This window comes from Paenibacillus sp. JJ-100, from assembly GCF_948329825.1.
Lineage (GTDB): Bacteria > Bacillota > Bacilli > Paenibacillales > Paenibacillaceae > Paenibacillus.
On record NZ_CAOJCM010000002.1, the window covers coordinates 76364 to 91552 of the forward strand.

General features: G+C 44.8%; 15 protein-coding genes. 4 read left to right on the forward strand and 11 right to left on the reverse strand.

Features of this window, described 5'->3' with window-relative positions; genetic code table 11:
* Positions 1-26 precede the first annotated feature (26 nt).
* Positions 27-1028, forward strand: a complete 1002-nt coding sequence (locus PQG66_RS06945; protein WP_272036684.1) for a TIGR03943 family putative permease subunit — start codon at positions 27-29, stop codon at positions 1026-1028.
* 130 nt (positions 1029-1158) lie between these two features.
* On the opposite strand, the gene PQG66_RS06950 is transcribed toward PQG66_RS06945, so the two are convergent.
* From PQG66_RS06950 to PQG66_RS06975, 6 genes are all read right to left on the reverse strand, one after another.
* Positions 1159-2460, reverse strand: coding sequence for a pyrimidine-nucleoside phosphorylase (locus PQG66_RS06950; RefSeq protein WP_272036686.1), 1302 nt, complete (start codon positions 2458-2460; stop codon positions 1159-1161).
* Between the two features lie 118 nt (positions 2461-2578).
* Positions 2579-3286 (reverse strand): purine-nucleoside phosphorylase, encoded by a 708-nt coding sequence (gene deoD / locus PQG66_RS06955; RefSeq protein WP_272036689.1) that lies wholly within the window; start codon positions 3284-3286, stop codon positions 2579-2581.
* 83 nt (positions 3287-3369) lie between these two features.
* On the reverse strand, positions 3370-4548 hold the full coding sequence (gene deoB / locus PQG66_RS06960; RefSeq protein WP_272036691.1) for a phosphopentomutase: 1179 nt from the start codon (positions 4546-4548) through the stop codon (positions 3370-3372).
* A 30-nt stretch (positions 4549-4578) separates the two neighbouring features.
* Positions 4579-5760, reverse strand: a complete 1182-nt coding sequence (locus tag PQG66_RS06965; protein WP_272036693.1) for a NupC/NupG family nucleoside CNT transporter — start codon at positions 5758-5760, stop codon at positions 4579-4581.
* A gap of 218 nt (positions 5761-5978) precedes the next feature.
* A complete protein-coding gene (gene deoC / locus PQG66_RS06970) occupies positions 5979-6626 on the reverse strand; it encodes a deoxyribose-phosphate aldolase (protein WP_272038096.1) in 648 nt (215 codons plus the stop codon).
* A gap of 262 nt (positions 6627-6888) precedes the next feature.
* The gene (locus tag PQG66_RS06975) at positions 6889-7827 is read right to left on the reverse strand and encodes a sugar-binding transcriptional regulator (protein ID WP_272038097.1); all 939 of its coding nucleotides are present in this window, start codon (positions 7825-7827) and stop codon (positions 6889-6891) included.
* 376 nt (positions 7828-8203) lie between these two features.
* On the opposite strand from PQG66_RS06975, the gene PQG66_RS06980 reads away from it, so the two are divergent.
* Positions 8204-8830, forward strand: a complete 627-nt coding sequence (locus PQG66_RS06980; RefSeq protein ID WP_272036696.1) for an FMN-dependent NADH-azoreductase — start codon at positions 8204-8206, stop codon at positions 8828-8830.
* Between the two features lie 122 nt (positions 8831-8952).
* Here PQG66_RS06980 and PQG66_RS06985 read toward each other — a convergent pair whose 3' ends face one another.
* The 4 genes from PQG66_RS06985 to PQG66_RS07000 form a co-directional block, all read right to left on the reverse strand.
* The gene (locus PQG66_RS06985; protein WP_272036698.1) at positions 8953-9309 is read right to left on the reverse strand and encodes a hypothetical protein; all 357 of its coding nucleotides are present in this window, start codon (positions 9307-9309) and stop codon (positions 8953-8955) included.
* A gap of 258 nt (positions 9310-9567) precedes the next feature.
* Complete coding sequence (locus PQG66_RS06990) at positions 9568-10461, reverse strand: NAD-dependent epimerase/dehydratase family protein (RefSeq protein WP_272036700.1); 894 nt, start codon at positions 10459-10461, stop codon at positions 9568-9570.
* Between the two features lie 24 nt (positions 10462-10485).
* The gene (locus PQG66_RS06995) at positions 10486-11226 is read right to left on the reverse strand and encodes an SAM-dependent methyltransferase (RefSeq protein ID WP_272036702.1); all 741 of its coding nucleotides are present in this window, start codon (positions 11224-11226) and stop codon (positions 10486-10488) included.
* 35 nt (positions 11227-11261) lie between these two features.
* On the reverse strand, positions 11262-12242 hold the full coding sequence (locus PQG66_RS07000; RefSeq protein WP_272036704.1) for a Gfo/Idh/MocA family protein: 981 nt from the start codon (positions 12240-12242) through the stop codon (positions 11262-11264).
* 204 nt (positions 12243-12446) lie between these two features.
* Here PQG66_RS07000 and PQG66_RS07005 point away from each other — a divergent pair, with 204 nt between their 5' ends.
* The gene (locus PQG66_RS07005) at positions 12447-13028 is read left to right on the forward strand and encodes a bifunctional transcriptional activator/DNA repair enzyme AdaA (protein WP_272036706.1); all 582 of its coding nucleotides are present in this window, start codon (positions 12447-12449) and stop codon (positions 13026-13028) included.
* Positions 13025-13843, forward strand: a complete 819-nt coding sequence (locus tag PQG66_RS07010; protein WP_272036708.1) for an SPL family radical SAM protein — start codon at positions 13025-13027, stop codon at positions 13841-13843. The genes PQG66_RS07005 and PQG66_RS07010 overlap by 4 nt, the downstream gene beginning before the upstream one ends.
* Positions 13844-14037: 194 nt before the next feature.
* On the opposite strand, the gene PQG66_RS07015 is transcribed toward PQG66_RS07010, so the two are convergent.
* Positions 14038-15144 carry a Gfo/Idh/MocA family protein gene (locus PQG66_RS07015; RefSeq protein WP_272036710.1) on the reverse strand — a complete coding sequence of 369 codons (1107 nt, stop codon included), beginning with the start codon at positions 15142-15144 and terminating at the stop codon, positions 14038-14040.
* Positions 15145-15189 lie beyond the last annotated feature (45 nt).

Genomic DNA, 15189 nt, shown 5'->3' on the forward strand with positions numbered 1-15189 from the left:
TAAGAGAAAGGAGTGAAGTGAGGATCATGAGTCACACAACAAGTCCAACATATCGCACGGCGACTAAAAATTTCTTCTCAAATTCAGCTTCGATTCGTTTCCATACCCTGATCCGAGCAACTTGGATTGGCAGTATGGCTGTCTATATTATGCACCTCCAATCAACGAACTCATTGCATTATTATTTAGCTCCCACGATGCAGAAGCTATTACTCGGTTGTGTTATCCCTTTCATATTTATTGCGATCGTTATGGCCTGTCATGCTTTATTTGGTCGAAATGAATTCGATTGTGGTTGTGAACATCCCCCTCCTTCGGGAATCATACGAAGCACGCTGATTTATGGCCTCATTGCTTTGCCTTTAATTCTGGGATTTCTTCTGCCCGATCAAGCCTTAGGCAGTTCTATGGCGAGTCAGAAAGGCATGTCTTTAACGTATGCTCCACCTGAAATAAGGCGTAAAGAGCCTTTGCCAAATTCCACCCCTCGCTTAGATGTACAAGACATTACAGTACCACAAGATGTGAACCTTTCAGATACACCTGCTAGCGTGAAGTTTGTTCCGCCAGATGAATACAGCCGCGAATTCGCGGAACTGGCAGAAAAATTATATGAACAGCCTGTCATTGAAGTACATCAAGAGATATTTTCTGAGACACTCGGTACCCTGGATATGTTTCAGCGCCAGTTCTCTGGTAAAAAGATTACACTAACCGGCTTTGTATACCGAGATGAAGGTATGAAACATGATTCTCATTTTGCACTCGGGCGTTTTCTCGTCATGTGTTGTCCAGCAGACGCAGCTCCCTTTGGTGTGATGATACACATCCCCGATGCTAACAATTTAAAGAAAGATAGCTGGGTTCAGGTTACCGGAACGATTGGCTCCGCTCAAGTTGATGGTCGAGATACGATGGAGATTCAGGCAGCGCAAGTGACAGCGATTGATCAACCAGCCACCCCTTACATCTACACCAACGCAGACTCGGTTAAGGCATATGATGCGATTATGAGTAAGCAGAGATAATCCTTAGAAAGTTTTAGAATCCTAGGAGATATCATCCCCCTCCTGCTACCTTATGGATACGATAATGAATACACAAAAAAGGACGGGCAGAAAAGTTCTGCTCCGTCCTAAACGTGATGATATGATTATTTTATTCTGTTACGATATCATGAACCAATACAGGTGCATTAGCTTGATCTGCAATCGTAATGTTTTCCTTGATTTTCGCAATAACATCAGCCACATCTTCACGATTAGCGTGAATTGTTACCAAAGATTCGCCCGCTTTTACAGGATCGCCCACTTTTTTGTTCAGCATGAGTCCCACGGCCAGATCAATCTCAGATTCTTTGGTTGCGCGTCCAGCACCGAGAAGCATAGCAGCTGTTCCGATCTCGTCTGCAACGATTCCTGCAACATACCCGTCGCGATCTGCAGGCACTTCAATCAGGTATTGAGCCTGTGGCAAACGTTCTGGATGATCCACTACGGAAGCGTCCCCGCCTTGGTTCGCCAAGAAATGTTTGAACTTCTCCAGAGCTTTACCATTCTGAATGACTTCTCTGAGCTTTTGTTCAGCCTGCTCCAGTGAATCTGCTTTGCCTGCAAGGAATACCATCTGACGTCCGAGTGCCAGACACAGCTCTTCCAGATCTTTCGGACCTTTACCTTGTAGCGTCAGAATCGCTTCTTTGACTTCCAGAGCATTACCGATAGCAAAACCTAGTGGCTGGGACATGTCGGAGATGACCGCCATCGTCTTACGGCCCACATTGTTACCTATGCTAACCATAGCATGTGCCAATTCTTTAGCATCTTCGGTTGTTTTCATGAACGCGCCTGCGCCTGTTTTTACATCCAGTACAATGGCATCTGCACCGGCTGCAATTTTCTTACTCATGATGGAACTTGCAATCAGTGGAATCGAGTTCACGGTTGCCGTTACGTCACGCAGAGCATACAGCTTTTTGTCAGCAGGCGTGAGATTCCCACTTTGACCAATAACCGCTACTTTGTGTTCGTTCACGAGACGAATAAATTCTTCTTTTTCAAGCTCCACGTGGAATCCCGCAACGGATTCCAGCTTGTCCGTTGTGCCCCCTGTGTGACCCAAACCACGACCAGACATCTTCGCTACAGGTACATCAAGCGCAGCCACGAGCGGTGCCAGCACTAGAGTTGTCGTGTCACCTACGCCACCAGTGGAGTGTTTATCTACTTTGACGCCTTCAATCGCAGACAGATCAATGGTTTCACCCGAGTTTACCATCGACATGGTCAAGTCTGCACGCTCTTTATCTGTCATATCGTTAAAAAATACAGCCATTGCCCATGCGCTAACCTGATAATCTGGAATATCTCCTTTTGTATAGCCTTGGACGACAAAATCGATTTCCTCTGTTGTCAGTTCTTTTCTGTCACGCTTTTTCTCAATAATATCTACCATTCTCATGATGATCTCTCCCTTGTGTAAAATCGATTATATAGAACACGCGTTTCGCATTAACGTTCCGGTTCCGGATCTTCTTATCCGGTTCCTCCACTCCGTGCTTCAGTATCAAATTCGATGTTTACAAAGTAATTGCTGTATCCAACGCCACAACCATCATGTCGTTGAATGTCTTCTGGCGCTCTTCAGCAGAAGTTTCTTCGCCTGTGAGCAGGTGATCACTTACAGTCAAGATCGTCAATGCATTCACACCGAACTTGGCAGCAATAGTATACAGTGCAGTCGTCTCCATCTCCACGCCAAGAACACCATGTTTCATCAATTTTTCAGTAATGGAGCGATCGTCGCGATAGAATGTATCCGAACTGAACACGTTACCTACATGGATTTTCATGCCTTTTGCTGTTGCACGGTCATAAGCTTCCTTCAATAGCGAGAATGTAGCAATTGGTGAAAAATCGTATCCGCCAAAAACATGTTTGTTCATACTGGAATCCGTACAAGCCGCTTGAGCAAGAATGATATCACGCACATGAACATGCTCCTGCATTCCGCCGCACGTACCTACACGGATCAGGTTTTTCACGCCGTATTCACTAATAAGCTCATTCGCATAGATAGCAAAGGAAGGAATCCCCATACCTGAACCTTGGACCGAAATCCGGTGACCTTGATATGTGCCTGTGAATCCAAGCATGCCACGAACCTCGTTATAACATACAACGTCATCCAGATACGTATCAGCGATATACTTCGCACGCAGTGGATCTCCTGGTAAAAGGATTGTTTCTGCAATATCTCCTGGTTTTGCTCCGATATGTGTGCTCATTTAATCTCCTCCGAATATATGTGATCTTATTTATCGATGTTGAGAATACCGTGGTGTATTCCTGATGTGACGCAACCGTTTCTCTATTTCAGTTCACTCAAGAAGCTTTTCCCATACTCTGGCAATTTCACACCAAAATTATCGGCTACCGTTGCACCAATGTCAGCAAAAGTACTGCGAAGATCCAACTGTTTACCCTCTTCAAAACGAGGAGAGTACGCAAGCAGTGGTACATATTCACGTGTGTGATCTGTACCACGGTATGTTGGATCGTTACCATGGTCAGCTGTAATCAGCAGCAGGTCATCGTTTGTCATTTTCGCAAAAATCTCGGGTAGACGTGCATCATAATCTTCAAGAGCTTGCGCATATCCTTGCGGATCACGGCGGTGTCCGTACAGTGCATCAAAATCAACCAGGTTCAGGAAGCTGAGTCCAGTGAACTCTTCATCCAATGTTTCAGACAACTTGTCCATACCATCCATATTAGAAACGGTACGTACCGCTTTCGTTACACCCTCACCGTCATAAATGTCGGAGATTTTTCCCAAGGCAATAACATCCAGTCCGCCATCTTTTAGTTCATTCATCACTGTACGACCAAATGGTTTGAGTGCATAGTCATGACGATTCGCTGTACGTTTCCAGTTCCCCGCTTCACCTACGAAAGGACGGGCAATAATGCGACCCAGCATGTATGGATCTTCAAGTGTAATTTCACGGCAGAATTCACAGATCTCATATAGTTCTTTCAAAGGAACAACATCTTCATGCGCTGCAATTTGCAGCACCGAGTCGGCTGAAGTGTATACGATCAGCGCGCCTGTTTCCACATGTTCCGCACCCAGCTCATCCAAAATCTCCGTGCCGCTGGCTGGTTTATTCCCGATCACCTTACGGCCTGTCTTCTCCTCGATGCGATGAATCAGCTCATCTGGAAAGCCGTTCTCGAATACACGGAAAGGTGTATCGATGTACAGACCCATGATCTCCCAGTGACCTGTCATCGTGTCTTTGCCCCGGGAGGCCTCCTGCATTTTGGTGTAATATGCCTTAGGTTTATCCGCAACGGGAATCCCTTGAATTTCTTTAATATTGGATAGTCCAAGACTCGCCATATTCGGCATCTTCAGACCTCCTCGTTCACGTGCAATATGACCTAACGTATCCACGTCAAAATCATCGAATTCTGCTGCATCTGGCGCTTCACCAATTCCCACAGAATCCATTACGATTAGATGTACTCTTTTGAATGTTGACATAACTCACAGCACTCCTTCCAATAATCCAGCTTACAAGAACAGTCCAGTAATGATCGCTGACAGTACGCTGACAAGCGATGCACCGTAAAGCAACTTCAGACCGAAGCGGGCAACTACGTTCCCTTGTTTCTCATGAAGTCCTTTTACCGCACCGGCAATAATACCGATGGAAGAGAAGTTGGCGAAGGATACGAGGAAGACCGATACGATCCCTGTTGTTCTGGCAGTCAACTCGGTTTGTTGGCTCAGATCCAGCATCGCTACGAATTCGTTGGATACCATTTTGGTAGCCATAATACTTCCCGCTTGAATCGCTTCTTGCCAAGGGACACCCATAATAAAAGCAAAAGGTGCAAACACATACCCAAGCAGTTGCTGAAATGAAATACCAATCAATGAACTGAAAATGCCGTTAACCAAGGCAATCAAGGCAACAAAACCAATCAACATCGCTGCCACGATAATAGCGACCTTGAAACCGTCCATAATGTATTCACCCAGCATTTCGAAAAACGATTGTTTCTCATCTTCCTGCACTTCCAATATATCTTCTTCCGCCGTCACCCGATACGGGTTCACAATGGAAGCAATGATAAAACCGCCGAAAAGGTTAAGCACCAACGCTGTAACGACATATTTCGGATCAATCATTGTCATATATGCACCCACGATGGACATGGATACTGTGGACATAGCTGAGGCACAAAGGGTGTAAAGTCGATGCTTTGGCAGTAATCCAATTTGCTTTTTCACCGAGATAAACACTTCGGATTGGCCCAGAATAGCCGAAGCAACCGCGTTATAAGACTCCAACTTGCCCATTCCATTGATTTTACTTAGTACCAGACCAATATATCTTATAACAAAAGGCAAAATTCGGATATACTGCAATATCCCAATCAAGGCAGAAATGACCACGATCGGCATCAGTACACTCAGGAAAAACGGCGCGCCGCCTTCTATGTTCAATAATCCCCCGAAAACAAAACCAATACCTTCATTGGCATAAGCCAGCAATGCGTTAAACGCACTCGAGAATTTAGAAACAAGGTACGTTCCAGCCACCGTATTCAGCAAGAAATAGGCAAGAACAATTTGTAAAACAATCATTACCGCAAGCGGTCGATATCGAATCTGTTTCTTCCCGTTACTGGCAATGTACGCCAGTCCAAAAACAACGATTAAGCCCAAAATGGCAATAAGATATTTCATGTGATTTCTCCTTTGAAAGATAGTTAATCCCGTTGTGTAAACACTCAAAGGGTTACTAAATGTTATTTTAGACAATTTCGACAATTATAATTTCAGAAATTTTATTAAGCGCTTACAAACCATAGAAAACATCTTTTCGTCTATTATTTTGATAAAAATTTCCTGAACCTTGTCATTTTTTTTTAAAACAAGGTTCAGGACAAACGACTCTTGGTGTCTTAGTAAGAAGACGTAGACTGACCGCCTTGCATAATTTTCACACCGGAGCTCGCTCCAATTCGAGTAGCACCTGCTTCGATCATTTTCTGCATATCTTCGAGGCTGCGAACGCCGCCGGAAGCTTTGACACCGACATCTGGACCAACTGTACGGCGCATTAATGCGATATCTTCCGGTGTCGCCCCACCTGTAGAGAACCCTGTCGATGTTTTAACAAAATCAGCACCGGCTCTGACAGCCGCTTGACAGGCACGTACTTTTTCCTCATCTGTCAACAGACAAGTCTCAATAATTACTTTCACCAGTGTACCTGCTGCTGCTTCAACAACAGCACGAATGTCTTGTTCAACGACGTCATCATTGCCGTCTTTCAATGCGCTGATGTTAATTACCATATCCACTTCGGTTGCGCCTTTAGCAATCGCATCTTTCGTTTCAAATGCCTTTACTTCGGAAGTTGATGCTCCCAGCGGGAAACCGATCACTGTGCAAATGTCAACGCCCGTGCCTTGGAGTTGCTCTGAAGCGTAAGACACCCAGCCTGGATTAACACATACTGATGCGAATTGATACTGTTTCGCTTCTTCAATCAGTTTCGTAATCTCATTACGGGTTGCGTCTGCACGAAGCAATGTATGATCGATCATTTTTGCTAGTTGTGATGTAGTCAATTGAATCTCTCCCTTTTCTGAACTATGAACTTGATACCCCTACACTATCATGAACATATGTAAAAATCAACTTGAACTTTTGTTCATATGTAAAATGATAAACTAATCACACGGGGTGAAGTGCTACCTGTTTATTTTCTGCTTAACATAACAAAACATCCACCTAATAACTTGGCAGATGTTGTCAATGTCGAAATGCTTATTATTCTTAGAGATGAATATAACGGGCATTATATCCTTACATACGAAGCAAAGCTTGAGCTGTGTACTGATCTGTTACAAGAGTGTTGGCGTACTGGCCTTTCAGGGCAGCATGAATAGCTTTAATTTTACGTTTGCCGCCGGCGACGAGAATAGATTTTTCCTTATTTCTCAATTCTGCCAAGTCAATGCCGACTGTTCTGTTGTTAATCTCCTGACTGATCAGATGTCCTTCAGCATCAAAAAAGCGTGAACAAATATCACCTGCACCAGACTCCATTAGCAACTGCTGTTCCTGCTCATTAAAATACCCCAGCTTGAACAAAAGTGCATCTTCCTGCACGGTTCCAACGGTAAAAATGGCGATGTTTGCCTGTCTTCCCAGCTCGACAATTCGTCCAATGTGGCGATCTGCCTCTACCATTTTTTTCACTTCAATATTATCGAAGATCACGGGAAGCGGCAAATATCGTGGAACGGTGTGAAACGCTTCCGCAAACAGATGTACAATGTCGGCAGCGTAGGTGTTCACATGAGAGTGGCTTACGCCTCCCTTAAGCTGTACTACTTCTACGCCCCTAACCTGTTTGGGCCTCAGCTGACGTGCAACCGCATACATGGTCGTTCCCCATGTCACTCCGATTATGTCTGCGTCTTGCACGGTGTCCTGTATATAATCTGCCGCTCTTTTGCTAATGTGCTTCTGGATCTCCTCATCGCTTTTCAGTGGTGAAAAACATACTAATGCTGTTTCAAGATTATATTTCGCTTTGAGGTCCCCTGCAATGATATCAATATCCTCCAGCGGGTCCATGATTTCAATACGTACATATCCACGATCTTTGGCATATTGAAGAAGCCTGGATACAGTCGGGCGAGATACACCCAATCTTGAGGCGATATCCTGCTGGCTGTAATCGGATTGATAATACAATTTTGCCGCTTCAATGCTTAATCGTTGTTTCTCCAGATCCATCCCCATGTGCATTCATCTCACTCATCATATTATCGTTAGTAAATGAAACTTCACGTACTCGTAACAGCTTGCTGAACGCTTCATCACTTATACGTAGGTCGTTCGCACCTTAATAAGGCTTATCTTCTTATTATACATATATATAGTGACGTTCCCCATTATATATTTTGCCAATTATTCGAATACATACGGCCACAACCTTCTCGGCCGATTAGAGTTACCTTCACCCTGTTTGCCATACTTCTGAATAAAATAACCGTTTATTTCTCATACTACCCCAGTCACTGGAGCTGTCCCGAAGGCGATTGTTAGTATTACATTTCACATTGGTAAGATGATCCAAATCACCCAAACTTGAAAGTGAGGATACCAAAAGATGTCAACGTTACTTTACATTACTGCCCACCCACATGACCACCAAACCTCGTACAGTATGGCTGCTGGCAAAGCTTTTATTGATGCATACAAGGAAAGTCATAGTTCAGACGAAATTATCCATCTTGATCTATACCGCTCCAACATACCGCATATCGATGCAGATGTATTCAGTGGCTGGGGCAAGCTGCAAAGCGGTGGTGACCTCACCTCGGAAGAACAGTCCAAAGTTCAACGTCTCAATGAACTATCTGATCAGTTCGCCCAAGCAGACAAGTATGTATTCGTTACACCCCTTTGGAATTTCTCATTTCCACCTGTACTGAAAGCATATATCGACTCAATCTGTGTAGTTGGCAAAACATTTCGTTACACAGAACAAGGACCAGTAGGACTTCTGACGAACAAAAAAGCATTGCATATTCAAGCGCGTGGTGGAATCTACTCCGAAGGCCCTGCAGCTGAGATGGAATCCGGACACCGCTATTTAAGTATAATCATGTCATTTTTGGGTGTACCCAAGCTGGATGGCATCTTTGTAGAAGGACATAACCAGTTTAAGGATCGTGCAGAAGAGATCAAACAAAAAGGCATTGAAGATGCACAGCGTTTCGCTAAGCAGTTCTAAGCATAAAATCCTATTGAAGAAATAGCGAAAATAACAAAACCCGCATCATGATCTGGAGACTAATCTCTCAAGGTAGATGCGGGTCTTACTGTATTGTAAATTGGGTACATCCTATATTTAACCTAGCACTGATGTGTTCCAGTACTTGCACGGCTCATTGTCTCAAGTTTACGAGTAATCGCATGGCGGTCAATTTTCAGTCCCCAGATCATCTCAATAATCTGTTCTTTTTCCTCAGGTTCATCAACTTGTTTCAATTGCAGCAATAGCTCATGCATCTGCTCGTTAATGTCTTCGAATTGATTCCAGAGGTCCTGCCGGACTTCAGTCGAATCCATGTGATGGTTGGCATCAACTTCTTCTTTCAGTGCTTGCAGAATAGCGTCTTTCCATTCATCATCACCAAGGTGTTTTGCAATATTCAGGAGATCCAGATAATCGTCAACAAGAAGAGAGTTCAATTCAGCATATGTTTTCATCGTCTATTGCATCCCCTTTTCACTCTATTTACCGAGTATTATACTCGGTATTTCATGTATTGCAATAGTTGTCGAGGAAAAGGAAAATATCTCACTTTTTTATGTCAAATTTTGACGAATTTCATATATTAGAAATTCGTCTTCACAGCCTGAGCCTCTCTATCAATACGCTGATTCTATCAAGGGTACACAGCAAAAAACAGGATGACCTCAAAGAACATCTCTATGGTTCATCCTGTTTTTCAATATTTAAGCTGTTTATCGCTCGGACTGTAAAGCGAGGGCAATCTCTCGCACAAGGCCTGGGAACCAATCCATAAGAGCTTCAAATGTATATCCTGCCTGCTCCGCTTTGGATGTATCCATGGTCCATGATTGTTCTACACCAAAGGGGGACATACTCTCTTCCACCGTCTGTCTCAAAATCTGAGACTGCATTCCCGTCACCGTTTCGATCAAGTTCATCATGGCCTTAAGTGTTATCGAACCCTTAGAAGAAGCATTGACGGGTCCAGTTAAAGACACGTGTCCAAGCCAAGCAAGGAATCTTGCAGCCTCAGTGGAATGAATAAATCCAATCTCCGCTTCAGGATTTGGCATGCCGATCGGCTTCCCCTGCTGCACATGTTTGATATGAAAATGAAGTCTTCTTGTATAATCATCCATTCCTAGTACAATTGGAATCCGCATCGCTGCCACCGGGAAGGAGGCCGTTTGGAAAAAAACAGCTTCTGCAAGCTTTTTACCCTCACCGTATGTGAAATCTTCCTTGTTACCATACTGCAGCGGGTAAGTGTACGGATCAAAATCTGTCTCCTTGAATCCAGGTCTTGGTTCCCCGTACACGGACAGCGTAGATGTTAATACATAACGCTGGGTCTGTCCCGCGAATGCTTCACAGGCTGCCTTCGCCTCATTCGGTGAGTAACAGATATTATCGTATACAATATCCCACTGATCCGAATGTGCAACTTCTGAAAGGGACTGCGGATCTTCACGATCCAGTCGAATTCGTTTGACTTCTGTCCCGAAATCAACTTCCGTCTGTCCTCGTGTTGCTATCGTAATTTCCGATTTGCCTTCCCATAACAAATGATCCACAAGTCGTTTCCCGAAAAAACGTGTACCTCCAAGGATAAGCACCTTTTTCATCCTGTTCCCTCCAATCTGAATTTATTATGACGGCTTGATTATCCGAAGCATCGTATGGGCATTACGCTGGAATTCATAAGACGTTTGAATTTCAGAGACCTTACATCCCATCTTTTCCAAAAACATCTTCAGTTCATCCATGTCGTTATAACGTTTGCCTGAAAGATCCACTGTCGGAAAAATACGAACTTCATGTCTTGTCACACGAAGCATCTCCGAGACCGTCTGAACATGAAATTCAAAATTCAACCGATCAGCATAGGTGAACAGGAAATGTGCGGACAAAGTGAGATCAAATTGGTCATCATTAAAACATAATTCAGGTAATACGGTATTCACATAGCATTCAGGATGAGATTTCATATCCGCTACAAAATCCGTAATCGCTAGCAATCGTTCTTCCTTTAACCCTTGAATCGATCCAAATTGATCCCAGACATACTTATCTTGGACTGTCTGCATTTGTTTCATCGTATGTTCAATATCCTGTAGCCCCTTGGTCTTAAGCTCTTGGATACCATACTGATATACAATATCTGCTGCCATAGGATGAGCCCCATGCTTTCGAGCCTGACTACTGAACGAACACGCACCTCCAGGACAATCCAGGATTGCCTTGCCAGCAAGCTCATCCGTGGTCAGATCAAACATACGAATGTATTCCTCAAACGTTCTTCCGACAAAAATGATTTGTTCCAGTTCCAGACTATTCTGATGATCGCTCACGATCCTCTGCTCTTCTTGTCTCTTCTCTTCTCGGCTCATCTCTTTTGCTTCCTCCCTAGTAGAACAACTTGTTTTTAATCGTTGGGAAAAACAAGACCAATTTGCTTCCTGATCTGATCCATCACCAGCATGGTTTGATAGGAGCGTTCATGCGAGTTCATCGTAGATTCTCTTTTTCCTTGTTGAACCAGACTCACGAACTCCTCAACCTCATAATACATCGCCGGATACGGTTGCTCCACTGTCAGAGGTTCTACCGTCCCATCGTTGTATCGAATCTCTGCGTGTTCCGGTGAACCAATCTTATCAATGATAATACTTCCTCGCTCCCCCATAATTTCACTAGGTACATGAGAGTTAGCAATTTTGGAATACGTGACAACGGCATCCATCCCGTCATAATTCAGTAAAACAGATCCCTGTCCATCCACACCGGATTCCAGCATCAGGGCTTGGGACTGAACTTGCTTAGGTGCCCCAAATAGCGTAATGAGTGGATATAAACAGTACACCCCCAGATCCATCAAGGCTCCATTTGCTAGTTCTGGCTTGAATGCGTTCAGAACAATGCCTTCCTTATATTTGTCGTAGCGCGAGGAATATTGCGAATAACCCGCTATGTACTTGCGAATTGGACCGATTTTGGATAGGTGCTGCTCTACACTTTTGAACACGGGTACAAGCGTTGACTTCATCGCTTCCATCAGTAGCACATCATGCTTCCGCGCCGTCTCAATCATGCTGTGTACTTCTGCCGCGTTAGCTGCGAGAGGTTTTTCGCACAATACATGCTTGCCGTTTCTCAGGAAAAGCTCTGCCTGCTGTGCGTGCAGCGTATTGGGGGTAGCAATGTATACCGCGTCCAGCGCATCACTTGCCGCCATCTCTTCCAAATCCGTAAAACGGTAGGCTGCATCATACCGGTCTGCAAATGCATTAGCCTTTTCTTCTGTCCGGGAATATACCGCTGTTAGTTGAAAACCTTGCACTTGAACCGCAGATTCCAGCAGTCTTTCCGTAATCCAGTTCGTACCTACTACACCGAATCGAACCATGTCTATCTACCTCTTTCGTCTATGTCTGATGTTGTAATGTTGTTAATTTGGGCGAATGCCCGTTCATGTCTATCCCTATACATTGTATCGTATATTTCGGCTGGAATGAAGTTTGAGCAGTTAAGATGTTGATATCTTGCGATTCAATTCTAAAATTCGTGATTTCTCACCTTTCGAGAGTATAATTGAAAGAGAGGTGAATCTATGAAACGTGCTGAGCAAAATCTTTTGCACAACGTTATTCCTGCTGATTACTGGAATGCGATTATTCATAATGATAATACGTACGATGGGACGTTTTTTTATGCGGTACAGACCACAGGTATTTTTTGCCGGCCTTCGTGTAAATCCAGACCACCCAACTACGATAATGTTCTCATTTTTCAGAATGTGGATCAAGCCTTGGCACAGCATTTCAGACCGTGTAAGCGTTGCAAGCCAACAGGAGAACGAGTGCCGGATCAGGAGTGGATTTACAGTGTCACCGAGTATATTGAGAAGCATTACACCGAACCATTGACGCTGGAGGTACTTGCTACTGCAAGTCACGGGAGCCCATACCATCTGCATCGGGTGTTCAAACGTATTACGGGTCAAACCCCGGTTCAATATATCCAGACCAAACGGATCAACAAAGCACAAACACTTCTTACCCATACACAGATGACCGTTGCCGAGATCGGGCGTCAGGTTGGCATATCGAACCCGGCTTATTTCATTTCTGTTTTTCGTAAGCACACCCGGTGTACTCCTGCACATTACAGGGAAAGGCATGAGAACGCATGACAACACAAGTGGCTTATAAGCTCCCCAAAACGTTATTAAACAAAGGTACAGGTTTTCTTAATGGATATACGCACACGCTCAACCCTTACACGGGTTGTACTTTCGGATGCTCTTACTGCTACGTCAGGCAGATGCCTGTTTCCTTGTTTCGCAAGGAGGACTGGGGAAGCTGGGTTGATGTGAAAAAAGAAGCCTCCGGCATTCTCGCCAAGGAATTGCAGCGTGCCCGTAAAAAAGGGAAGATAACGATTTTCATGTCATCCAGCACTGATCCCTATCAACCCGTTGAAGCTCAGGAACAAATAACACGTTCGTTGCTGGAAACAATGCTGATGTGTCCGCCGGATTTTGTACTATTGCAGACCCGTAGCCCACTTGTTACTCGTGATATCGATGTTCTACAGAAGCTTGGTGAACGTGTAAGGGTTAGCATGACCGTTGAGACAGATCAAGACGATATCAGGAAGCACTTTACCCCCTCTGCGCCGCCCATTGCAGGTCGCTTGCATGCACTTAAGCAGCTACGAGACGCCGGTATTCCAACACAGGTAGCCATTGCGCCCGTGCTGCCTAGCAGTGAACAGTTTGCTGCTAAGCTTAGACCGCTTGTTCAGCGGGTATGCATTGATGATTATTTTATGGGCGATGGCAGTCAAGGGAAGCGAACGAGAAGACTTGGGATGGAGCAACGTTATCAAGAGATTGGTTTAGAGCACTGGTATGCGCCTGATGCGTATAAAACTATTGTAAAACGCATGCAGGACTGTTTTGAAGAGCATGAAATATATATTAGTCAGGCCGGATTCGAACCTTGATGTTATACACAGAACATGAATTCATAATGGCAATCGATATGGACCCGTCAAACAAGCAAGCAAACAGCCAAGCAACCCTTTGTAGCTAACTTGCAGTCTACAACAAACAGCCTCATCCTAATTCGTTAGGAGAGGCTGTTTGTTCAATATTTTTCAACTTAATAACTATAAAATGATCTTCCATGCACTTGATTTTACTGATCCAACGTGTAGAGCGGCAGATTCACTGGCAATGCTGCCGGACGCTGACATGAGCTCTTCATCTTGTAAAAAGTCTGCTCATCCGATGAGTCATGGAATGCCCACATCGCTTCAAGTACGTGATAGGCCAATTCCCCACTCGCTCGGTGTGCACGACCACTGCGAACCGCATACGCTATATCTGCCACGCCAATGCCACGAGTATTCTCCTGATATCCTGGAAGCAGCGGAGCTTCCGTCCACTCGCGTTCACCCATCAAACGATAACGCACAGGCCCACCGAAGGTGTTCGGATCAGGGACTTGCAGCGTGCCGTGAGTTCCGTATATCTCAATCGGTGGCAATGCACTTCCGCCAAATACATCAAAGCTTGTAATCAGCGTTCCGATGGCCCCCTGTTCAAATTGCAGCAGACCGGTGACATGGGTTGGAATGTCAACGGGAATGATCTGGCCTCTCTTTTTCTCACTCGTAATTGTTCGTTCATTCATCGCTTTACCCGTCATTCCTGCAATGGACTTAATTGGACCTAGCAACTGCACAAGTGCGGTTAGATAATAAGGTCCCATGTCAAACATTGGTCCGCCGCCGCTCGCATAATAGAACTCCGGATCGGGATGCCAGAACTCATGTCCTCGGCTCATCATAAAAGCGGTTGCAGCAACCGGTTTACCAATGATACCATCCTCTACGAGCTGCAATGCTGTCTGGATGCCTGAGCCGAAGAAAGTTTCAGGTGCACATCCTACGAGGAGCCCTTTTCGCTTGGCCGTCTCAAGAACAGCCTGCCCTTCTTCTCGTGTAACCGCAAGTGGTTTTTCGACATACACGTGTTTGCCAGACTCCAACGCACGGATACATACCTCTGCATGTACTGCAGGAATTGTGAGGTTAATGATCAGCTCAATCTCGGGATTGGCGAACATTTCATCCACGGTGTATACGTTAGGTACGTTATAAGCCGCCGCCTGCTCCTCTGCACGCTTCCGATCCAGGTCGGCAACAGCAACAAGCTCAAGCACCTCGAAACGGTGACAGTTCTCCATGTAGATCCCGCTGATTTTTCCACAGCCGATAATACCAACTTTCATTGTTTTCATGCCCTTGCTCCCTTCGACATGGCTCTAATATATGGTTGAAGCTCT